Source organism: Streptomyces sp. NPDC041713 (assembly GCF_055591085.1).
In genome coordinates this window covers 349,113-373,751 of the sequence record NZ_JBVIZY010000004.1, presented here as the reverse complement: position 1 = coordinate 373,751, position 24,639 = coordinate 349,113, and the positions used below count along the sequence as shown (strand labels likewise).

The following is a 24,639-nucleotide window of genomic DNA, read 5'->3' as shown; positions in this document are numbered from 1 at the left end:
GCTAGAGCGCACATGGTGAGCGAAGAGAAACTGGTCGACTACCTCAAGCGTGTCTCCGCGGACCTGCACGCCACCCGGCAACGGCTGCGCGAGGCCGAGGAGCGCGGCCAGGAACCGGTGGCCGTGGTCGAGACGGCCTGCCGCTACCCCGGCGGCGTCCGCACCCCCGAAGACCTGTGGGACCTGGTCGCCGGCGGCGGCCACGCCCTGGGCCCCTTCCCCGACAACCGCGGCTGGGACCTGGACCGGCTCTTCCACCCCGACCCCGACCACCCGGGCACGACCTACGCACGCGAGGGCGGCTTCCTTCACGACGCCGACCTGTTCGACCCCGAGTTCTTCGGCATCAGCCCGCGCGAGGCCGCGGCCCTCGACCCGCAGCAGCGGCTTCTCCTGGAGTGCGCCTGGGAGGCGCTGGAACGCGCGGGCATCGACCCGCACTCCCTGCAGGGCAGCCGCACCGGCGTGTACGCGGGCGCCGCGCTGCCCGGCTTCGGCACCCCGCACATCGACCCGGCCGCCGAGGGGCACCTCGTCACCGGCAGCGCGCCCAGCGTCCTCTCGGGTCGGCTCGCCTACACCTTCGGACTCGAGGGCCCGGCGGTGACGATCGACACGGCCTGCTCGTCGTCGCTGGTCGCCGTGCACCTCGCGGCTCACGCGCTGCGGCAGCGGGAGTGCGACCTGGCGCTCGCCGGCGGGGTCACGGTGATGACCAACCCGTACGTGTTCACCGAGTTCTCGCGCCAGCGCGGCCTGGCCGCCGACGGCCGCTGCAAGCCCTTCGCGGCCGCCGCCGACGGCACCGCCTTCTCCGAGGGCGCCGGACTCCTCGTACTGGAACGCCTCTCCGACGCGCGCAGGGCCGGACACCGCGTCCTCGCCGTCATCCGCGGCTCCGCCGTCAACCAGGACGGCGCGAGCAACGGCCTGACCGCCCCCAACGGCCCCGCCCAGCAGCGCGTGATCCGCGCGGCCCTCGCCGCGGCACGGCTCTCGCCCGCGGAGGTGGACGCGGTCGAGGCGCACGGCACCGGGACGCGGCTCGGCGACCCCATCGAGGCCGACGCCCTGCTCGCCACCTACGGGCAGGAGCGGCACGAGGGCCGCCCGTTGTGGCTCGGTTCGGTGAAGTCCAACATCGGCCACACGCAGGGCGCTGCGGGCGCCGCCGGACTGATCAAAATGGTCCAGGCGCTGCGGCACGGGACGCTGCCCGCCACGCTGTACGCCGACGAGCCCACCCCGCACGCCGACTGGGAGTCGGGCGCGGTACGGCTGCTCGCCCGGCCGGTGGAGTGGCCCCGGCAGGACCGGGTGCGCCGTGCGGGCGTCTCGTCGTTCGGGATCTCCGGGACCAACGCGCATCTCATCCTGGAGGAGCCGCCCCCCGGCGATGGTGCGGGGGCGGCAGAGGGCGTGGGTGGAGGTGAGGGGGAGCAGCGGCCCGTCGTTCGGGTCGGTGCCGCGTCGGCCGCCGGCTCCGTACAGGCTGCTGCCACGAGCGCCGTCGACGAACGGTCGCTCGTGCCCTGGGTCCTGTCCGCTCGCACCCCCGCCGCGCTGCGTGCCCAGGCCGACGCCCTCGCCGGGCACCTCGCGGCCCACCCCGACAGCGCCACGGCCGACGTCGGCGCGACACTGCTGCGCCGCACCCTGTTCGAGCACCGTGCGGTGGTCCTCGGCGCCGACAGCGCCGAGCGCGCCGCCGCGCTGACCGCGCTCGCGGCGGACCGTTCCCACCCCGCCCTGACCCGCGCGGCGGGCCCTGCCAGGCCCGGTGGCACCGCCTTCCTCTTCACCGGACAGGGCAGTCAACGGCCGGGAATGGGTGCCCAGTCGTACGCGGAGTCCGAGGTCTTCGCCCAAGCGCTCGACGAGATCTGCGCGCACCTTGACCCGCTGCTCGAACAGCCGCTGCAACCCGTCATGTTCGCGCCCGAGGGCGGTGCGGAGGCGGCCGCGCTGCACGAGACCGGTATGACCCAGGCCGCCCTGTTCGCCCTCGAAGTCGCCCTGTACCGCCAGGCCACCGCCTTCGGGATCACGCCCACCCACCTCACGGGGCACTCCGTCGGCGAGATCGCCGCCGCGCACGTGGCCGGGGTCTTCACGCTGCCGGACGCCTGCAAGCTGGTGGCCGCCCGCGGGCGGCTCATGCAGGCGCTGCCCTCCGGCGGGGCCATGCTCGCCGTCCAGGCCGCTGAGGAGGACGTGCTGCCGCTGATCGCGGGGGAGGAGGCGCGTCTGTCGCTCGCGGCCGTCAACGGCCCCACCGCCGTCGTCATCTCCGGGGAGGCCGCCGCGGTCGCCGACGTCGAGCGGACCCTGCGCGGACGCGGGCTCAAGACCAAGCGCCTGAAGGTCAGCCACGCCTTCCACTCGCCGCTCATCGAGCCGATGCTGGACGACTTCCGGGCCGTGGTCCGCACCGTGACGTTCCACCCGCCGACACTGCCCGTCGTCTCCAACCTCACCGGCGAGCCGGCTGCACCGGAGCTTCTGACCGACCCCGAGTACTGGGTCCGGCACGTCCGCAGGCCCGTGCGTTTTTACGACGGTCTGCGTACCCTCGGCGGTCAAGGTGTGGTGCGTTACCTGGAGTTGGGACCCGACCCCGTTCTCGCCACCATGGTCCAGGACTGTCTGCCGGGCGCGGCGGGCGGCGCCGAAGGCGAGGAGGCGGCGCCGGCCGTCACCACCGTGCTGCGCGCCGGGCACGACGAGACCCGTACGCTCCTGAGCGCCGTCGCCGCGCTGCACACCGACGGTCACCCCGCCGACTTCACGGCCCTGTTCCCGGCTGAAACGCGTCAACTGCCGCTTCCCACCTACCGGTTCCAGCGCCGGAGGTACTGGCGCGCCGCCCCCGACACCGCTGCCCCGGCCCGCGCCGCCGACGTCCACGACACCGGCCACCCGCTCCTGCCCGCCGCCATCCGGCAGGCCGACGGCGGCCTTCTGCTCGCCGGGCGGCTTTCCCTGCGTACGCATCCGTGGCTCGCCGACCACGCCATCGCCGGCGGCGTCCCGCTGCCCGCCACCGCCTTCGTCGAACTCGCCCTGCTCGCGGGGCGGCACGCCGACTGCGACACGGTCGAGGACCTCACCCTGGAGAGCCCGCTGCTGCTCGACGAGGCGGGCTCCGGCGCGGGGCCCGGTGGCGGGTCCGGGGCCGGCGACGGCGCCGTACACGTTCAACTCGCCCTCGCCGCACCGGACGAGGCGGGACGCCGAACGCTCACCGTCCACACGCGTCCCGTCGACGAAGACGCCGACCTAGGGCCGGACGGCGACGACGCGGGAGCTTACGGGTGGCGCCGCCACGCCACGGGCATCCTCGCCCCGGGAGCGGCCACCGAGCCGGCGATCGAACCGACCCCCGGGGCGGCCTCCGGGACGGACTCCGTGGAGACGACGGCCTGGCCGCCCGCCCACGCCACCCTGCTCGACGTCGACGCGCTGTACGACCGGCTCGATGCGCAGGGCTACCGTTACGGGCCCGCCTTCCGCGCCGTCCACGCCGCCTGGCGGCACGGCGACGACCTGTACGCGGACGTCGTCCTCGCCGACGAACAGCGCGCCGACGCCGAGGCGTTCGCCCTGCACCCCGCGCTGCTCGATGCCGCCCTGCACGCCGTCGACGAGCTCTACCGGGGCGGCGAGGACGACGGGGACGACGCGGAGGCCCCAGTACGGTTGCCGTTCTCCTTCAGCGACATACGCCACCACGCCACCGGAGCGACCCGGCTGCGGGCCCACCTCAGCCCGCGCGGCGACGACCAGCTGCGCCTGACCCTCACCGACCCCGAGGGTGCCCCGGTCGCCACCGTGGACACGCTGCGTCTGCGGCTGATCACCGCCGACCGCTGGCGCTCCACCCGTCCCGCCACCACCCCCCTCCACCACCTGGAGTGGCGTCAACTGCCGCTGCCCGACACCGCGTCGGCCACCGGCACCCGGGTCGTGATCGGTGCCGACGACGCCGGGCTCGGCCCGGCCACCCACCACCCGGACCTGGCCGCCCTGACCGCCGCGGTCGCCGGGGGCGAGCCCGTACCGGACCTCGTTCTCGTCCCCTTCCCCTTCCCCGTACCGGACTCGGGCGTCGCATCGAGCGCGGACCGCATCCCGGCACGCGTACGAGCGCACGCCCAGCAGGTCCTGCAGCTGCTGCGCGACTGGTTCGCGGCGGACTCCCTCGCCGCCGCCCGGCTCGTGATCGTCACCAGCGGAGCGGTCGCCACCCGTACCGAGGACGGGCCCGCCGAGCTGACCACCGCCCCTCTCTGGGGCCTGGTCCGCGCCGCCCAGGCCGAACAGCCCGACCGCGTCCTGCTCGTGGACATCGACCAGGACGCGGCCTCCCGCCACGTCCTGCCCGCCGCCCTGACCGCGGCGACCACTCACGCCGAGTACGAACTCGCCCTGCGCGCGGGCACCTCGCTCGTACCGCGGCTCACCGTCACGCCGCACCACACGGACGCCACCGGACCCGGGGCCGCCCCCAACGAGACCGCCCCCAACGGAATCGCCCCCAACGGAATCGCCTCCAACGGGACGCCCCTCAACCGCATCGACCCCGACGGCACCGTCCTGATCACCGGCGGAACCGGCGGCCTCGGTCGGGCCGTCGCCCGCCACCTGGCCACCGCGCACGGCGCCCGCCACCTGCTCCTCGCCGGTCGCCGGGGCGAGGCCGCCGAAGGCATCGCGGAGCTGTGCGCCGACCTCGCCGCCGACGGCGTCGACGTACGCGCAGCCGCCTGCGACGTCACCGACCCCGACGCGCTGACCGGCCTCCTGGCCGGCATCCCCGCCGCGCACCCGCTCACCGCCGTCGTCCACACGGCGGGCGTCATCGACGACAGCCTCATCGCGGGGATGACCTCCGCACGGCTCGACACCGTCCTCGCCCCGAAGGCCGACGCGGCCTGGCACCTGCACGAACTCACCCGCGACCTGGACCTGTCGGCGTTCGTCCTCTTCTCCTCCGGCGCCTCCGTGCTCGGCAACGGCGGCCAGGCCAACTACGCGGCCGCCAACGCCTTCCTCAACGCCCTCGCCGAGCACCGCCGCGCCCACGGCCTGCCCGGCACCTCCGTGGCCTGGGGCCTGTGGGAGTCCGCAGCCGGCGGCATGGCCGCCCGGCTCGCCGACGCCGACCGCGCCCGCATCCAGCGCACCGGCGTGGCCGGCCTGGACGACACCCGGGCTCTCGCCCTCTTCGACGCGGCCCTCACCGCCCCGCACGCCACGGTGCTCGCCACCCGATTCGATCGCGCCGTCCTGCGCGGACAGGCCGCCGCCGGCACGCTGCAACCCGCGCTGCGCGGCCTGGTGCCCGCGCCCCGCGCCACGCTCTCCACGAAGGCCACCGGGGCCACGGGGGCCGGTGCGACCGGCGTCGGAGCGGATCCCGGCTCGTCGACCTCGTGGGGCGCCCGCCTGACCCGGCTCTCCGCCGCCGACCGGGACCGCGCCCTGAACGACCTCATCCGCGAACAGATCGCCACCGTCCTGGCCCACCCCTCACCCGACTCCATCGAACTGGGCCGGGCCTTCCAGGAGTTGGGGTTCGACTCGCTCACCGCGCTCGAACTGCGCAACCGCCTCTCCACGGCCACCGGCATCCGCCTCCCGGCCACCCTCGTCTTCGACCACCCCAGCCCCGGCGCCCTCGCCCGCCACCTGCGCGCCCTCCTGCCCGACACCGGCCGGTCCGCCCCAGCGGCGGACACCGCGCCGCGAACGCGCGCCGCCACCGACGACGACCCCATCGCCATCGTCGGCATGGCCTGCCGTTACCCCGGCGGCGTCGGCTCGCCCGAGGAGCTGTGGCGGCTGGTGGCCGACGGGACCGACGCCATCGGCCCGTTCCCCGAGGACCGCGGCTGGGACACGGCGACGCTGTTCGACCCCGACCCCGACCAGGTCGGCCACAGCTACACCCGCGAGGGCGGCTTCCTCTACGACGCGGCCCGGTTCGACGCGGGCTTCTTCGGCATCAGCCCGCGCGAGGCCGCCGCCACCGACCCGCAGCAACGCCTGCTCCTCGAAACCGCCTGGCAGGCCTTCGAACACGCGGGCATCGACCCGGCCACCCTGCGCGGCACACCCTGCGGCGTCATCACCGGGATCATGTACGACGACTACGGCTCCCGCTTCCTCGCCCGCAAGCCGGACGGCTTCGAGGGCCGCATCATGACCGGCAGCACGCCGAGCGTCGCCTCCGGCCGGGTCGCCTACACCTTCGGCCTCGAAGGCCCCGCCATCACCGTGGACACCGCCTGCTCCTCCTCGCTCGTCGCGATGCACTTGGCCTCTCAGGCGCTGCGCCAGGGCGAGTGCGACCTCGCGCTGGCGGGCGGCGCGACGGTGATGGCGACCCCCAACACGTTCGTGGAGTTCTCGCGCCAGCGGGGCCTCGCGCCCGACGGCCGCTGCAAGCCGTTCGCCGCGACCGCCGACGGCACCGGCTGGGGCGAGGGGGCGGGACTCGTCGTCCTGGAACGCCTCTCGGACGCCCGCCGCAACGGCCACCGCGTCCTGGCCCTGCTGCGCGGCTCGGCCGTGAACCAGGACGGCGCGAGCAACGGCATGACCGCCCCGAACGGCCCCTCCCAGGAGCGGGTCATCCGCGCCGCCCTGGCCGGCGCCGGCCGAAGCCCCGACGACGTCGACGTGGTGGAGGCGCACGGTACGGGGACGACGCTGGGCGACCCGATCGAGGCACAGGCGCTGCTGGCGACCTACGGGCAGGGCAGGGCCGAGGACCGTCCGTTGTGGCTGGGTTCGGTGAAGTCGAACATCGGTCACACGCAGGCGGCCGCGGGTGTGGCGGGCGTCATCAAGATGGTGATGGCCCTGCGGAACGAACTGCTGCCGGCCACCCTGCACGTCGACGAGCCGTCCCCGCACGTGGAGTGGGACGGCGGCGGCGTACGGCTCCTGACGGAGCCGGTCCCGTGGGCGCGGGGGGAGCGGGCGCGGCGTGCGGGGGTGTCGTCGTTCGGTATCTCGGGCACGAACGCCCACCTCATCCTGGAGGAGGCCCCCGATGCGCCGGAGCCTGTGGACGCCCTGACGGACGGGTCCCCGACTGGAGTGGTGCCGTGGGTGGTGTCGGCGCGCGGTGAGGAGGCGCTGCGGGCCCAGGCCGGGCTCCTGGCGGAGCGTGCGACGGCCGACGCTCGGCTGGCGTCGCCCCTCGATGTGGGTTGGTCGCTGGTCAAGAGCCGCTCGGTCTTCGAGAACCGGGCCGTGGTGGTGGGCGAGGACCGCGAGACGCTTCTCGCCGGGTTGCGGTCCTTGGCGGCGGGTGAACCCTCCCCGGATGTTGTCGCGGGCGCCGTCCAGGGCGCTTCCGGTGCCGGGCCGGTGTTGGTGTTTCCGGGGCAGGGGTCGCAGTGGGTGGGGATGGGGGCTCAACTGCTTGATGAGTCGCCGGTGTTCGCGGCGCGGATCGGGGAGTGTGAGCGGGCGCTTTCGGCTTACGTGGACTGGTCGTTGACGGATGTGCTTCGCGGGGACGGTAGTGAGCTCTCCCGGGTCGAGGTCGTGCAGCCGGTGCTGTGGGCCGTGATGGTGTCGCTCGCTGCCGTGTGGGCGGACTGTGGTGTTGTTCCGGCTGCTGTGGTGGGGCATTCGCAGGGTGAGATGGCTGCTGCTTGTGTGGCGGGTGCGTTGTCGTTGGAGGATGCGGCGCGAATCGTCGCCGTACGCAGTGACGCCCTGCGGCAGTTGCAGGGGCACGGGGACATGGCGTCCCTGGGTACGGGCGCCGAGCAGGCCGCTGAGCTGATCGGGGACCGGCCGGGCGTGTGCGTCGCTGCCGTCAACGGGCCTTCTTCTACGGTGATTTCGGGGCCGCCCGCGCATGTGGCCGCCGTGGTGGCGGAGGCCGAGGCGCAAGGACTGCGGGCGCGTGTCATCGACGTGGGCTACGCCTCTCACGGCCCGCAGATCGACGAGCTCCACGGCCTCCTCACCGAGCGTCTGGCCGACATCCAGCCCACCCCCACCGACACAGCCTTCTACTCCACAGTTACGGCCGAGCGACTGTCGGACACCACTGCCCTGGACACCGAGTACTGGGTGACGAATCTCCGCCAGCAGGTCCGTTTCGCCGACACCATCGAAGCCCTCCTCGCCGACGGCTACCGGCTCTTCATCGAGGCCAGCCCCCACCCCGTCCTCAACCTCGGCATGGAGGAGACCATCGAGCGGGCGGACGTGCCCGCCACCGTCGTCCCCACCCTGCGCCGCGACCACGGTGACGCCGCCCAACTCGCCCGCGCCGCAGCCCACGCCTTCACCGCCGGAGCCGACATCGACTGGCGGCGCTGGTTCCCGGCCGACCCCACCCCCCGTACCGTCGACCTCCCCACCTACGCCTTCCAGCGCCAGCACTACTGGCTTGAGGAGCCCGCCGGGGTCAGCGGAGACGCCGCCGACCTCGGCATGGCCTCCGCCGGTCACCCGTTGCTGGGCGCGTGCGTGGAACTCGCCGAGTCGGACTCGTATTTGCTGACCGGACGGCTCTCTCGCAAGGCCCCTTCGTGGCTGGCCGAACATGTGGTGGCGGGCACGACGCTCGTGCCGGGAGCGGCATTGGTCGAGTGGGTGCTGCGGGCCGCCGACGAGGCGGGGTGCGCCACCTTGGACGAGTTGATGCTGCAGGCGCCGCTGGTGCTGCCCGAGTCCGGAGGGCTCCAGGTCCAGGTGACCGTGGGTGCGGCGGACGAGCAGGGGCGACGTGACGTACGGGTGTACTCGCGCCCGGACCAGGCGGGCGGCGCCCCGTGGTTGTGCCATGCCGAGGGAGTCGTGAGTCCCGAAGGTGCCGCCCACTCAAGCGAGTTGACGGGGCCGTGGCCTCCTGCCGGCGCCGAGCCCGTGGATGTCGACGACTTCTACGGACGGGCCACCGACGCCGGGTACGAGTACGGCCCGGCGTTCCAAGGGCTGCGGGCGCTGTGGCGGGACGGTCAGGATCTGCTGGCCGACGTGGAGTTGCCCGAGTCGGCGGCCGGTGACCGGGACGGGTTCGGGATCCACCCGGCCCTCCTCGACGCCGCCCTGCACCCGCTGATGCTCCTGGAGCGGCCGGACGCCGACACGGACTCAGGTGGTACCGAAGCGCGGCGGATGTGGCTGCCGTTCGCCTGGAGCGGGGTCTCCCTCAGCGCGGAGGGAGCGACCCACGTCCGCGTCCGCATCTCCCCGCAGGGAGAGGCCGCCGAGCGGCGACTGCGGATCGATGTCGCCGACGCCACCGGCGCACCCGTCCTGAGCGTGGACGCGCTGACATTGCGCGCGGCCGACCCGGCGCAACTGGCTTCCGCAGCAGCCGGATTCGGGTCCGACGCCGGAGTCGACGGGCTCTATACCGTGGACTGGACGCCGCTTCCAATTCAGCCCGCCGAGCAGCCGCCCGTGGACGGCATCGACTGGGCGGTGCTCTCGGAGGGTGGCGGTCCGGCCGACGTCGTACCGGCAGACGGCGAGGTGCCGTGGGCCGTGCTCGCGCCGGTGGAGACGACGGCCGGTGCCGGCGGTCTGCCGGACGTGGAGCGAGCCCTGGCGCTGGTGCAGGAGTTCCTGGCGGCGCCCGAACTGTCCGACTCTCGCCTCCTCGTGGTGACCCGGGCAGCCATGGACGTAGGCGCAGACCCAGACCCAGACGCAGACCCAGGCGCAGACGTGAACGTCGAAGTAGACGCGGACGCGGACGGCCACGCCCCCGTCGACCCGTCCGCAGCGGCCATCTGGGGCCTGGTCCGCACCGCACAGTCGGAGAACCCCGGCCGCTTCGTCCTGCTGGACATCGACAGCGCAACCCCGACCGAAACACTGCCGCAGGCCCTCCTGCGCCATGCAGCCGTCGACCTCGACGAACCCCAACTCGCCCTACGCGAGGGCAATGTGTACGTCCCCCGCCTCGTGGCCGCCGGAGCCCGCGAAGAGCTCGTCCCACCCGTCGGGTCAGCCGCCTGGCGCCTCGGCACCTCCGGCACCGCCACCCTGGAGAATCTCGCGGTGATCGACGCCCCGGAGGCGCTCGCTCCGTTGGAGCCGGGGCAGGTGCGGATCTCCGTACGGGCCGCGGGCATGAACTTCCGTGACGTGCTCATCGCGTTGGGGATGTATCCCGACAAGGGCACGTTCGCGGGGAGCGAGGGCGCCGGTCATGTGACGGAGGTCGGGCCCGGCGTCACCCATCTGTCGGTCGGGGACCGCGTGATGGGTCTCTTCGAGGGCGCGTTCGCCCCCTCGGCGATCGCGGACGCCCGGATGGTCGTGCCGGTGCCCGAGGGCTGGAGTCTCCAGGAGGCCGCCGCGGTCCCCGTGGTGTTCCTGACGGCCTGGTACGGGCTTGTGGATCTGGGCCGGCTCCGGGCGGGCGAGTCGCTGCTCATCCATGCCGGAACCGGCGGCGTGGGCATGGCCGCCACACAGATCGCCCGCCATCTGGGCGCCGAGATCTACGCCACCGCATCCCCTGCCAAGCATGTCGTGCTCGACGGCATGGGCATCGACGCCGCCCACCGCGCGTCCTCCCGTGACCTCGCCTTCGAGGAGACCATCCGCCGGGCCACCGGCGGGCGCGGCGTGGACGTGGTGCTCAACAGCCTCGCGGGCGAGTTCACCGACGCCTCGCTGCGGCTGCTCGCCGAGGGCGGTCGCATGGTCGACATGGGCAAGACCGACAAGCGCGACCCCGACCAGGTCGCGGCCGACCACGCGGGCGCCTGGTACCGGGCGTTCGACCTCGTTCCGCACGCCGGACCCGAACGTATCGGCGAAATGCTCGCGGAAATGGGGGAGTTGTTCGCCTCCGGCGCCCTGTCCCCGCTGCCGGTCACGTCCTGGCCCCTTGGTCGGGCGCGGGAGGCGTTCCGGTTCATGAGCCAGGCGAAGCACACCGGCAAACTGGTCGTGGAGATCCCGCCCGTCCTCGACCCGGACGGCACGGTGCTCATCACCGGCGGCACCGGCGTCCTCGCCGCCGCCGTGGCCGAGCACGTGGTCACGGAGTGGGGCGTACGACACCTGCTGCTGGCCGGGCGGCGTGGACCCGAGGCCCCCGGGTGCGACGAACTCGTCACGCGACTAGGTCAGTTGGGTGCCGAAGCGACCGTCGTCGCGGCCGACGTCGGCGACCCGGAGGCCGTGGCCGAGCTCGTGGGCAAGACGGATCCGGCCCACCCGCTGACCGGCGTGATCCACGCCGCGGGCGTCCTGGACGACGCCGTGGTCACCGCACAGACCCCCGCACACCTCGCGCGCGTGTGGGCCGCCAAGGCCGCCGCGGCCGACCATCTGCACGAGGCGACCCGCGATGCGCCGCTCGGCCTGTTCGTGGTCTTCTCCTCGGGGGCGGCGACCCTCGGCAGCCCCGGCCAGGCCAACTACGCCGCCGCCAACGCCTATTGCGACGCCCTCGTCAGGCGCCGCCGCGCGGAGGGGCTGCCCGGACTCTCCGTCGGCTGGGGCCTGTGGCGGACGGCGAGCGGCATGACCGGGCACCTGAGCGACACCGACCTGGCCCGTATGAAGCGCACCGGCTTCACCCCGCTGACCACCGAACGCGGCCTCGCGCTGCTCGACGTCGCCCATGCCCACGGCCACCCGCACCTGATAGCGGTGGACCTCGACGCGCGCACCGTCGCCGCGCAGCCCGCCGCCTCCCGGCCCGCCCTGCTGCGCACCCTGGCGGCCGGCGCGGTGCCGGACCACCGGGGCGGCCGGAGCGCCCGGCGCACCGCCGCCGCGGGCGCGGCCGCCTCGGCGGACGGTCTCGCCGCCCGGCTCACCGGGCTCCCTACCGCCGAACGGCGCCGGCTGCTGCTGGACCTCGTCAGGAGCAACGTGGCCGGCGTCCTCGGCCACACCGACCACGAAGCGGTCCGCCCGGACACGTCGTTCAAGGAGCTCGGCTTCGACTCCCTGACCGCCGTGGAACTGCGCAACCGTCTCGCCGCGGCGACCGGCCTGAAACTGCCCGCCGCCCTCGTCTTCGACTACCCGGAGTCCGCCACGCTCGTAGAACACCTCCTGGAACGCCTGACCCCCGACGGCGCCCCGCCCCCGCTCAAGGACGCGGCGGACCCGGTCCTGAACGAACTCGGCAGGATCGAGTCCTCGCTGGCCGCCCTCTCCCTCGACGACGCCGCGCGCGGCAGGGTGACCCGGCGCCTCAACACCCTCCTGTCGAAGCTGAACGGAGCGGCCGGCGGACCCGCCACCGGAGCGGCGGGCGCGGTCGACCTCGATGCGCTCGACGACGTCTCCGACGACGAGATGTTCGCCTTCATCGACCGAGAACTCTGACCCGGCCCCGCTCCGCCCCCGGCCTTCGTCCCCTGCTCCCTGTGCCCTGTGACCTTCAGTGATGGAGAAGTGACGTTCGATGTCGACTACCGAAGAGAAGCTTCGTCAGTATCTGAAGCGGGTCACAGTGGACCTCGGCCAGGCCCGCCAGCGCCTGCGCGAGGTCGAGGAGCGTTCCCAGGAGCCGATCGCCATCGTGTCGATGGCGTGCCGCTTCCCCGGTGACACCCGCACCCCCGAGGCCCTGTGGGACCTGGTCGCCGAAGGCGGCGACGCCATCGGCGACTTCCCCGCCGACCGTGGCTGGGACCTGGACGGCCTCTACCACCCGGACCCCGACCACCCCGGCACCAGCTACGTGCGCCGCGGCGGGTTCCTGGCCGACGCGCCCGCCTTCGACGCCGCGTTCTTCGGGATCAGCCCGCGCGAGGCGCTGGCCATGGACCCGCAGCAACGGGTGCTGATGGAGACGGCCTGGCAGCTGCTCGAACGGGCCGGCATCGACCCGGCCGCACTCAAGCTCACCCCCACCGGCGTCTACGTCGGAGCCGGAGTGCTCGGATTCGGCGGGGCGCAGCCCGACAGGACGGTGGAGGGCCACCTTCTGACGGGCAACGCGCTCAGCGTCCTGTCGGGCCGCATCTCCTTCACCCTCGGCCTCGAAGGCCCGTCGGTGAGCGTCGACACCGCCTGCTCCTCCTCGCTGGTCGCCATGCACCTGGCCGCCCAGGCGCTGCGGCAGGGCGAGTGCGACCTGGCCATGGCCGGCGGCGTGACCATCATGTCGACGCCCGGCGCGTTCACCGAGTTCTCCCGGCAGGGCGCGCTGTCCCCCGACGGCCGCTCCAAGGCGTTCGCCGCCTCCGCCGACGGCACCGGCTTCGCCGAGGGCGCAGGGCTGCTCCTCCTGGAGCGGCTCTCCGACGCGCGCCGCAACGGCCACCGGGTCCTCGCCGTGATCCGCGGCTCGGCCGTCAACCAGGACGGCGCGAGCAACGGCCTGACCGCCCCCAACGGCCCCTCCCAGGAGCGCGTCATCCGCGCCGCCCTCGCCAACGCGGGACTCGGCGCCGCCGAGGTCGACGCGGTCGAGGCGCACGGGACCGGCACCAAGCTCGGCGACCCCATCGAGGCCGGGGCGCTGCTCGCCACGTACGGCCGCGAGCGGGACGCGGACCGGCCGCTGTGGCTCGGCTCCGTCAAGTCGAACATCGGCCACCCGCAGGGCGCCGCCGGTGTCGCCGGCGTCATCAAGATGGTGATGGCGCTCCAGCGTGAACTCCTGCCCGCCACCTTGTACGTCGAAGAGCCCACGCCGCACGTCGACTGGTCGACGGGGACCGTGAAGCTCCTGACCGAGCCGGTGCCGTGGACCCGTGGCGAACGCCCGCGCCGCGCGGGTGTCTCCGCCTTCGGCATGTCCGGGACGAACGCCCATGTGATCCTGGAGGAGGCACCCGAGGAAGAGACGTCCCCGCCCGCGCGCGAGCCCGATCCCGGGTTCGAAGCCCGGCCCCAGCTCGGGGCGGGCGCCGTGCTGCCGTGGGTGATCTCCGCGCGCGGCGAGGACGCCCTGCGGGACCAGGCGGCCCGGCTGGCCGAGCACGTCGGCGCGGACGCGCGGTCCGGGTCGCCCGCGGAGATCGGCTGGTCCCTCACCACCACGCGCTCGGTCTTCGAGAACCGGGCCGTCGTCATCGGCACGGACCGCGCGGAGCTCCTCGACGGCCTGCGGTCGCTGGCGGCGGGCCAGGCCGCACCGGACGTCGTGTCCGGGGCGGCGGCCGGCGCCACCGGTCCGGGCCCGGTCCTGGTCTTCCCCGGACAGGGGGGCCAGTGGGTCGGCATGGGCGCCCGACTCCTCGACGAGTCACCGGTGTTCGCCGCCCGGATCGCCGAGTGCGAGCAGGCACTCTCCGCGTACGTCGACTGGTCACTGACCGACGTGCTGCGCGGCGACGGCTCCGAACTGTCCCGGATCGACGTCGTCCAACCGGTGCTGTGGGCCGTCATGGTCGCGCTCGCCGCCGTCTGGGCCGACCAGGGCGTCGTCCCCGCCGCGGTCGTCGGCCACTCGCAGGGCGAGATCGCGGCCGCGTGCGTCGTGGGCGCCATCAGCCTGGACGAGGCCGCGCGCATCGTGGCCGTCCGCAGTGTCCTGCTGAGGAAACTGTCCGGGCGCGGGGGCATGGCCTCCCTGGGCGTGAGCCAGGAGCAGGCCGCCGAACTCGTCGACGGCCACCCGGGCGTGGTCGTCGCCGCCGTCAACGGCCCCTCGTCCACGGTCATTTCGGGCCCGCCCGAAGGCATCGCCGCAGTCGTCGCCGACGCCCAGGAGCGCGGCTTGCGCGCCCGTACCGTCGCCTCCGACGTCGCCGGCCACGGACCGCAGCTCGACGCCATCCTGGACGAGCTCACCGAGAAGCTCGCGGGCATCGACCCCGCCGCCACCGAGACCGCGTTCTACTCCACGGTCACCGGCGGCCACCTGCCCGACACCACCACCCTGGACACCGCGTACTGGGTCAGGAACGTACGCCACACGGTACGTTTCGCCGACACCGTCGACGCCCTGCTCTCCGCCGGCTACCGCCTCTTCATCGAGGTCAGCCCGCACCCCGTGCTCAACCTGGCGACCGAGAGCCTCATCGAGCGGGCGGACGTGCCCGCCACGGTGCTCCCCACCCTGCGCCGCGACCACGGCGACGCCGTCCAGCTCGCCCGCGCCGCAGCTCTCGCCTTCACCGCAGGCGCGGCGGTCGACTGGCGCCGCTGGTTCCCGGCCGACCCCACCCCCCGTACCGTCGACCTCCCCACCTACGCCTTCCAGCGCCAGGACTACTGGATCGCCCCCACCGGCGGCACGTCCGGCGACCCGGCCCAGCTCGGCTTCGCGGCGTCGGGGCACCCGCTCCTCGGCGCCGTCGTCGGCCTCGCCGGGGGCGACGTACACCTGTTGAGCGGCCGGCTCGCGCGGCAGTCGGCGGCCTGGCTGGACGACCACGTCGTGGCGGGCCACGCGCTGGTGCCCGGCGCCGCGCAGGTGGAGTGGGTGCTGCGGGCCGCCGACGAGGCGGGCTGCCCCGCCCTGGAGGAACTGACGCTGCAGACACCGCTCGTGCTGCCCGACACCGGAGGGCTGCAGATCCAGGTCGTGGTGGACGCGGCGGCCACCGACGGCCGGCGCGACGTCCAGGTGTTCTCCCGCCCGGATGACGACGACGCCTTCACGTCGTCCCGGCCCTGGACCTGCCACGCCACCGGCGTCCTCGCCCCCGCACCACTCGACACCGCCCCCGAACCCCTCGACGGCGCCTGGCCCCCGGCCGGCGCCGAGCCCGCCGACCCCGAGGACCTCTACGCGCGGGCCGGCGAGACCGGATACGGCTACGGCCCCGCGTTCCGCGGAGTCCGCGCCCTGTGGCGCCACGGCAAGGACGTCCTCGCGGAGGTGACGCTGCCCAAGGAGGCCGGCGACCCCGACGGGTTCGGCATCCACCCGGCCCTCTTCGACGCGGTCCTGCAGCCCGCGGCGCTGCTCCTCCCTGCGGCGGACGCCGGACAGGTCTGGCTGCCCTTCGCCTGGAACGACGTGGCCCTGCACGCCGTACGCGCCACGACGGTCCGGGTACGGCTCAGCCTCCTCGGCGACCGGGTCGACCAAGGGCTACGGGTCACCGTGGCCGACGCGGTGGGCGCGCCCGTCCTCTCCGTACGGGACCTGCGCCCGCGCCCGACCGACACGGGTCGCCTGGCCGTGGCGGGGGCGCGCGACCGGCACGGGCTGTTCGACCTGACCTGGACGGCCCCCGGACACGACTCGGGCACAGACCCCGCGCCGCTCCCGGAGGCTGCGGACAGCGGCTGGGTGACGCTCGGCGAGGACATCGCGGACCTCCCCGAGCTCATCGCCTCCGTCGAGACGGGTTCCCCCGCGCCGTCGCTGGTGGCCGCGCCCGCCGTGCCGGACGCGACCGACGACGGCCTGGCCCTCACCACGCGCGTCCTCGACCTCGTCCAGACCTGGCTCGCCTCGCCGCTCACGGAGGCGCGCCTCGTGGTGGTGACGCGGGGAGCGGTGGCCGTGGGAGGGGACGGCGACGGTTCCGGTGATGTGGACGTGGCGGCCGCGGCCGTGTGGGGCCTGGTGCGCAGCGCCCAGTCGGAGAACCCCGGGCGCTTCACGCTGGTCGACCTGGGGCCGCACGACACGATCGCGGCGGCCGTGGCGGCGGCACACCGTGACCACGACGAGCCGCAACTGGCCCTGCACGACGGCGAGATACGTGTGCCGCGGCTGGTCCGCGCCGAGACGACGGCCGGCGGGGCCGAGGGGGGCATCGAGGCCGACGGGGACCTCGGAGTCACCGAGGCCACCGGTACCGAGGGTGTCGATCCGGCGGCGGGCACGGTGCTCGTCACCGGCGGCACCGGAGTCCTGGGCCGACTGGTGGCCGGCCACCTCGTCCGGGAGTGGGGCGTACGACACCTGCTGCTGGCGAGCCGCCGCGGCGAGGCGGCCCCGGGAGCCCCCGAACTCAAGGCGGAACTGAACGAGTTGGGCGCCACCGTGACCATCGCGACGGCGAACGTCGCCGACGCGGAATCGGTCGCCGCACTGGTCGCGTCCGTCGATCCCGCGCACCCGCTGACCGGTGTGATCCATGCCGCGGGTGTCCTGGACGACGCCGTGGTCACCGCCCAGACACCCGAGAGCCTCGCAGGCGTATGGGCCGCGAAGGCCACCGCAGCACGTCTGCTGCACGAGGCGACCCGCGAGACACCCCTCGGCCTGTTCACCGTCTTCTCGTCGGCGGCCGCCTCACTCGGCAGCCCCGGACAGGCCAACTACGCCGCAGCCAACGCCTATTGCGACGCCCTCGTCCAGCACCGCCGTGCCCAGGGACTCGCGGGCCAGTCCATCGCCTGGGGCCTGTGGCAGGCGACCAGCGGCATGACCGGCGAGCTCAGCCAGACCGACCTGGCCCGCATGAAGCGCGCCGGGTTCGCCGCGCTCACCGACGAGGGCGGCCTGGCGCTGTTCGACGCCGCCCGCGCCCACGACCGCGCCTACGTGGTCGCGGCCGACCTCGACCCGCGTGCCGTGACCGACGGTCTGTCGCCGCTGCTGCGCACCCTGACCGCCTCCGGAACGCGGCGCCGCGTGGCGTCCGAGGGCCTCGCGGACGGCGCGCTCGCCGGCCGCCTCGCGGGCCTCGACGCGGAGGCCCGGTCGCAACTGCTCACCGATGTCGTACGCGAGTACGTCGCCGCCGTCCTCGGCCACGGATCGGCGGCCCAGGTGAAGGTCGACATCGCCTTCAAGGACCTCGGCTTCGACTCGCTGACAGCGGTGGAACTGCGCAACCGCCTCTCGGCAGCCTGCGGCGAACGGCTGCCGGCCACCCTCGTCTTCGACCACCCTACGCCCCAGGCCCTCGCGGCCCACCTGGCCCAGCGCCTCGCGGGCGCGGCGGCGGCCACGTCCGCCCCGGTGCCGGTGGCCCCTCGCCCACGGCCGACGACGGCCGATACCGACGACCCGATCGCCGTCGTCGCCATGACCTGCCGATTCCCCGGGGGCGTCAGCTCCGCCGAGGACCTGTGGGAGCTCCTGGACTCCGGCACCGACGCGATGGGCCCGTTCCCCACCGACCGCGGCTGGGACCTGGAACGCCTCTTCCACCCCGACCCCGAGCACGTCGGCACCAGCTACACCGACCAGGGCGGATTCCTGCCGGACGCGGGCGATTTCGACGCGGCGTTCTTCGGGATCAATCCGCGTGAGGCGCTGGCGATGGATCCGCAGCAGCGTCTGATGCTGGAGGCGTCGTGGGAGGTGTTCGAGCGTGCGGGCATCGATCCGACGACGCTCAAGGGCAGTCTGACCGGCACCTACGTCGGCCTGATGAACCACGACTACGCCAAGTCGTTCCCCGAGGCGGACGCCCAATTGGAGGGCTACGCCTACCTGGCGAGCACCGGAAGCATGGTCTCCGGCCGCGTCGCCTACACCTTCGGTCTGGAGGGCCCGGCGGTCACGGTGGACACGGCGTGCTCGTCGTCGCTGGTCTCCATTCATATGGCGGCACAGGCACTGCGCCAGGGCGAATGCGACCTCGCTCTCGCGGGCGGTGTATCCGTCGTGGCCGACCCGGACATGTTCGCGGGATTCTCACGCCAACGCGGCCTCTCACCCGACGGCCGCTGCAAGGCGTACGCGGCCGCCGCCGACGGAGTCGGATTCTCCGAAGGCGTGGGTGTGGTGTTGCTGGAGCGTTTGTCGGATGCGCGTCGGTCGGGGCGGCGGGTGTTGGCGGTGGTGCGTGGTTCGGCGGTGAATCAGGATGGTGCGAGTAATGGTTTGACGGCGCCGAATGGTCCGTCGCAGGAGCGGGTGATTCGTCAGGCGTTGGCGAGTGGTGGTTTGTCTTCGGTTGATGTGGATGTGGTGGAGGGGCACGGTACGGGGACGACGTTGGGTGATCCGATCGAGGCGCAGGCGTTGTTGGCGACGTATGGGCAGGGTCGGGTTGTGGGTCGGCCTTTGTGGCTGGGTTCGGTGAAGTCGAATATTGGTCATACGCAGGCGGCTGCGGGTGTGGCGGGTGTCATCAAGATGGTGATGGCGTTGCGTCGTGGTGTGGTGCCGGCGAGTTTGCATGTGGATGGTCCGTCGCCGCATGTGGATTGGGAGTCGGGTGCGGTTCGGTTGGCGTCGGAGTCGGTGTCGTGGCCGGAGGTGGGGCGTGTCCGGCGTGCGGGGGTGTCGTCGTTCGGTGCGTCGGGGACGAATGCGCATCTGATTTTGGAGCAGGTGCCGGAGGAGCAGTTTCCGGCGGTCCCGGAGGAGCCGGTGGGGGAGCCGCTGGCGGAGGAGCTGGTGGCGGGGTCGGTGGTGCCGTGGGTGTTGTCGGCACGTGGTCGGGAGGCGTTGCGTGCTCAGGCGAGCCGGCTGCGTGACTTCGCCGAAGACGCGTCCCGCGCACCGCTGACCGATGTGGCCTGGTCACTGCTGACGACGCGCGCGCTGCACGACCACCGTGCGGTCGTCGCGGGTGCGGACCGGGGCGAGCTGATCGCAGGGTTGGAGGCGTTGGCGGCGGGTGAGCTGCATCCGGCCGTTACCGGTCCGCCCGTTTCGGGGGAGCGCGTCGGTGGTGGTGTGGTCTGGCTGTTCAGTGGTCAGGGGAGTCAGTTGGTGGGGATGGGGGCTGGCTTGTATGAGCGGTTCCCGGTGTTTGCTGATGCCTTTGATGAGGTGTGCGGGCTGCTGGATGCGGAGTTGGGCTCCTCCGGGCATGGGCTGAAGGACGTTGTATTCGGTGGTCCGGGGGAGTTGTTGGGTCACACGTTGTGGGCGCAGGCGGGGTTGTTTGCGTTGCAGGTGGGTTTGGTGCGGTTGTGGGAGTCGGTGGGGGTGCGACCGGATGTCGTGGTCGGGCATTCGATCGGTGAGATTGCGGCCGCGTATGTGGCGGGTGTTTTTGGGCTGGAGGATGCGTGTCGGGTGGTGGGGGCTCGGGCGCGGTTGATGGGTGCGTTGCCTGAGGGTGGGGCGATGTGTGCGGTGCAGGCTACCCCTGAGGAATTGGCGGGGGACCTGGAGGGCTCCGGGGTGGGGGTTGCGGCGGTCAATATGCCGGATTCCACGGTGATTTCGGGGCCTGCTGAGGAAGTGGCCGCGGTCTCGGCTTTGTGGGTTGAGCGGGGTCGTAAGACGAAGGCGTTGTCGGTCAGTCACGCTTTCCATTCGGTATTGATGGATCCGATGCTGACCGATTTCACCGAGGCTTTGCGGGATGTGGTTTTCCGGGAGCCTTCGATTCCGCTGATGAGTAATGTGTCCGGGGAGCGGGCCGGTGCGGAGATCACGGCTCCGGAGTACTGGGCGCGGCATGTGCGTCAGCCGGTGCTGTTCCAGCCCGCCATTGCCCAACTGGCCGGTTCGGCAGGCGTGTTCGTGGAGCTGGGTCCCGCTCCCGTGCTGACGACCGCCGCCCAGCACACCCTGGATGGAACGGACGGCGCTCAGTCGGTCCTGGTCGCCTCCCTCGCGGGCGAACGTCCGGAGGAAGAGGCGTTTGTGCAGGCGGTGGCGCGTCTGCACGTTGCTGGCGTGGATGTCGACTGGTCTGCGGTGTTGCCGGGTGGTGGGGCGTCGCGGGTGGTGGATTTGCCGACGTATGCCTTCCAGCGGGAGCGGTTCTGGCTGTCCGGGCGCGGCGGTGGTGGTGGTCGGGATGCGGCGGGGCTGGGTCTGGTGGCTGCGGGGCATCCGTTGTTGGGTGCGGCGGTGGAGTTCGCCGGGCGGGGCGGGTGTCTGCTGACGGGGCGGTTGTCACGGTCCGGTGTGTCGTGGCTGGCCGATCATGCGGTGGCCGGGGCGGTGCTGGTGCCGGGTGCGGCGCTGGTGGAGTGGGCGCTGCGGGCCGGTGACGAGGTCGGTTGTGCTGGTGTGGATGAGGTGATGTTGCAGGCGCCGGTGGTGGTGCCTGAGACGTCCGGTCTGCGGGTGCAGGTCGTGGTGGAGGAGGCCGGTGACGACGGGCGTCGGGGCGTGCAGATCTATACGCGCCCCGATACGGATGCCGTGGACGGTGATGACGCGTGGGTGTGCCACGCCACCGGCACCCTCACCCCTGAAAGTACGTCCACAGCAGCAGAGTTGGGCGGCGTGTGGCCCCCCGTCGACGCCGAGCCCATGGAGGTCGAGGGCTTCTACGCGCAGGCGGCGGAGTCCGGGTACGCGTACGGTCCGGCGTTCCAGGGGCTGCGCGCGGTGTGGCGGGACGGAGAGGATCTGCTGGCCGAGGTGGAGCTGCCCGAGGCCGCCGGTAGCCATGACGGGTACGGCATCCACCCCGCCCTCCTGGACGCCACCCTCCACCCCCTCCTCGCCGCCCGATTCCAGGAGGAATCCGATGACGACCAGGTCTACGTACCGTTCGGATGGACCGGCGTCTCGCTGCACGCGACAGGCGCCACGACCGTACGCGTACGCCTGCGTCCCGTCGGCGCGAACGTCGACCAGGGACTGAACGTCACCGTCACCGACGTGACCGGCGGGCCGGTCCTGAACGTCGAGGCACTGCAGACCCGTCCCGTACGACCGGAACAGCTGGCAGCCGCCCAACGGCGCGACGTGCGCGGCCTTTTCACGGTGGACTGGACACCGCTCCCGGCTGCGGCAGGCACCGACGCGTCGTCCGTGCGCGGATCCAGGCACGGATCCACGCACGAATCCGTACGTGGAGACGACTGGGTCGGCCTCACGGACGGCGTCGCTTTGACTGATCTGGTGTCGGCGGGCGGCGAGGCCCCGTGGGCCGTGCTCGCTCCGGTCACGGTCCCCAGCGGCGAAAATCAAGGTGACGGCGGTCTGCCGGTCGTGGAACGGGTCCTGGCGCTGGTGCAGGAGTTTCTCGCCGCGCCGGAGCTCGCCGAGTCCCGTCTCCTCGTGGTCACGCGAGGTGCGGTTGCCGTCAATCGTGATGGCGACGGCGGCAGCGACGGGGGCATGGACGTGGACGCGTCCGCGGCGGCGGTGTGGGGTCTGGTCCGCAGCGCCCAGTCGGAGAACCCGGACCGTTTCGTTCTCATGGACGTCGACGGTGACCTCGCCGAGTTGCCGCAAGCCGCAGTGCGTCACGCCGTGGAAGATCTCGACGAGCCCCAACTGGCTCTGCGCGGCGGGCAGATCCGCATCCCCCGTCTGACGCGGGCCCACCGCTCCACCGAACTCGTCCCGGCCCCCGGCGAGCCCGCCTGGCGTCTGCGGATGGTGAACGACGGTTCCCTGGACGAGCTCGCGGCGGTCGCCTGCCCAGAAGTACTCGGCCCGCTGGGTCCCCGGCAGGTGCGGCTCTCCGTACACGCCGCGGGCATCAACTTCCGCGACGTCCTCGTCGCCCTCGGCATGGTTCCCGCGTACGGCGCGATGGGTGGTGAAGGCGCCGGCGTCGTCACGGAGGTCGGTTCAGAGGTCACGCACCTCTCGGCCGGCGACCATGTCATGGGCGTGTTCGAGGGCGCCTTCGGTCCCGTGGTCATCGCCGATGCGCGCATGGTCACGCGGGTCCCGCGGGGCTGGGACATGCGTGCGGCGGCGGGGGCCCCCGCGGCCTTCCTCACGGCTTGGTACGGGTTGGTGGAGTTGGCTGGCCTGAGGGCGGGGGAGCGGGTGCTGATCCATGCCGGTACCGGGGGCGTGGGTATGGCGGCCGTACAGATCGCCCGGCACCTGGGCGCGGAGGTCTTCGCGACCGCGAGCCCCGCCAAACACGCCGTGCTCGACGACATGGGTGTCGACGCCGCCCACCGTGCGTCTTCCCGTGACCTCGACTTCGAGGAGACCATCCGCAGGGCCACCGGTGGGCGCGGCGTGGACGTCGTACTCAACAGCCTCGCGGGTGAGTTCATCGACGCCTCCCTGCGGCTGCTCGGCGACGGCGGGCGGTTCCTGGAGATGGGCAAGACCGATGTCCGTACGCCTGAGGAAGTGGCGGCTGAGGCCCCGGGTGTCACGTACACCGCGTACGACTTGGTCGGCGACGCGGGGCCGGACCTCATCGGGCGGATGCTGGACCAGCTGGTCGAGTTGTTCACCTCAGACCGGCTTAAGCCGTTGCCGGTACGTTCCTGGCCGCTGGACGAGGCGCGGGAGGCGTTCCGGTTCATGAGTCAGGCCAAGCACACCGGCAAGCTGGTGTTGGAGGTTCCGCCCGTCCTCGATCCCGAGGGCACGGTTTTGGTGACCGGTGGTACCGGTGCGCTGGGTCAGATCGTGGCCGAGCATCTGGTGCGGGAGTGGGGCGTGCGGCATCTGCTGCTGGCCAGTCGTCGCGGCCCGGATGCCCCGGGAGCGGGTGAACTGGCTGCTCGTATAGGTGCGTTGGGCGCCGGGGTGACCGTCGCCGCCGCGGATGTCGGCGACGCGGAGTCGGTGGCGGAACTGGTCGGCAAGACCGACCCCGCCCACCCCCTCACCGGTGTCGTGCATGCGGCCGGTGTGCTGGAGGATGCGGTCGTCACCGCCCAGACACGGGAAGGGCTGGCGCGGGTATGGGCGGCCAAGGCCTCAGCCGCCGCGCACCTGCACGAAGCGACACGCGGAATGCGCCTCGGACTCTTCGCTGTCTTCTCCTCCGCGGCCGCCACTCTCGGCAGCCCGGGGCAGGCCAACTACGCGGCGGCGAACGCCTATTGCGACGCACTGATGCAGCACCGCAAGGCCAAGGGCTTGACGGGAGTCTCGGTGGGTTGGGGGTTGTGGGAGACGGCTCCCGCCCAGTCGGACGGGACGACGCACGGTCCGGCATCCGGCGGCGGTACGGCGGGCGCCGCCACACCAGGCGCGGGCACCACACACACCGGCACCCCGCACACCGGCACCGCCACCACAAACACCAACACCACCCGCCCCGCCACGACGACGCGCACCGGCACCACCGTCACGGGAATGACCGGCACCCTCAGCCACACCGACGTCGCCCGCATGAGCCGTATCGGCGTCAAGGGCATGAGCCGCGAACACGGTCTCGCCCTGATGGACGCCGCATACCGCCACGGCCGCCCCCACCTGGTGGGCTTCAACCTCGACCTGCGCACCCTGGCAACCCACCCCGTGGCCACCCGCCCCCCGCTCCTGCGCGCCCTGGCCACCCCCACCTCTTCCATGGGCGGTACGAGCAGCAGGCCGACCGCCGCGGCGGGCGGACAGCCCGCAGACCTGGCGGGCCGGCTGGCCGCCCTGCCGCCGTCCGACCGGCACCACACGCTCGTGCGGCTCATCAGGGAGCAGGCCGCCACCGTTCTCGGGCAGCACACCGACAGTCTCGCGACGGGCAGTACGTTCAAGGAGCTCGGCTTCGACTCCCTCACCGCCGTCGAACTGCGCAACAGGCTGTCCGCCGCCACCGGCCTCCGGCTGCCCTCGGGGCTCGTCTTCGACCACCCGGACGCCGACATCCTCGCCGAACACCTCGGCGCACAACTTGCCCCCGACGGCGAGACGGTCGGGTCCAACGCCGGGCAGGAGGCCACCGACCCGGTCCTCCGCGACCTCGCGCGGCTCGAGACCGCCCTCACCGGATCCCTCGCCGAACACGTGGACGCCGACGCCGTCACGGCCCGGCTCGAAGCGCTCCTGACGAAGTGGAAGGCGGTCGGTGCCACGCCCGGATCCGGCTCCACCAAGGAGCAGTTGGAGGTCGCCACGACCGACCAGGTCCTCGACTTCATCGACAAAGAACTGGGTGTGTGAACCGACCGTGCACGGCGCGACAACCATGCTGAAGGCTG

The 24,639-nt window shown here is 73.0% G+C and carries 2 protein-coding genes; both read left to right on the top strand.

Translation table 11 applies throughout. The features are described 5' to 3' along the window. Positions 1 to 12: 12 nt before the first annotated feature. Entirely contained in the window at positions 13 to 12,336 is a 12,324-nt protein-coding gene (locus ACZ6CV_RS14750) for an SDR family NAD(P)-dependent oxidoreductase (RefSeq protein WP_469251164.1), read from the top strand. Positions 12,337 to 12,415: 79 nt separating this feature from the next. Continuing rightward, on the top strand, positions 12,416 to 24,601 hold the full coding sequence (locus tag ACZ6CV_RS14745) for an SDR family NAD(P)-dependent oxidoreductase (protein WP_469251163.1): 12,186 nt from the start codon (positions 12,416 to 12,418) through the stop codon (positions 24,599 to 24,601). Positions 24,602 to 24,639 lie beyond the last annotated feature (38 nt).

Bases quoted from the DNA above. Each gene is read 5' to 3' on its own strand.
- ACZ6CV_RS14745 (WP_469251163.1), top strand. From the start codon at position 12,416: ATGTCGACTACCGAAGAGAAGCTTCGTCAGTATCTGAAGCGGGTCACA.
- ACZ6CV_RS14750 (WP_469251164.1), top strand. From the start codon at position 13: ATGGTGAGCGAAGAGAAACTGGTCGACTACCTCAAGCGTGTCTCCGCG.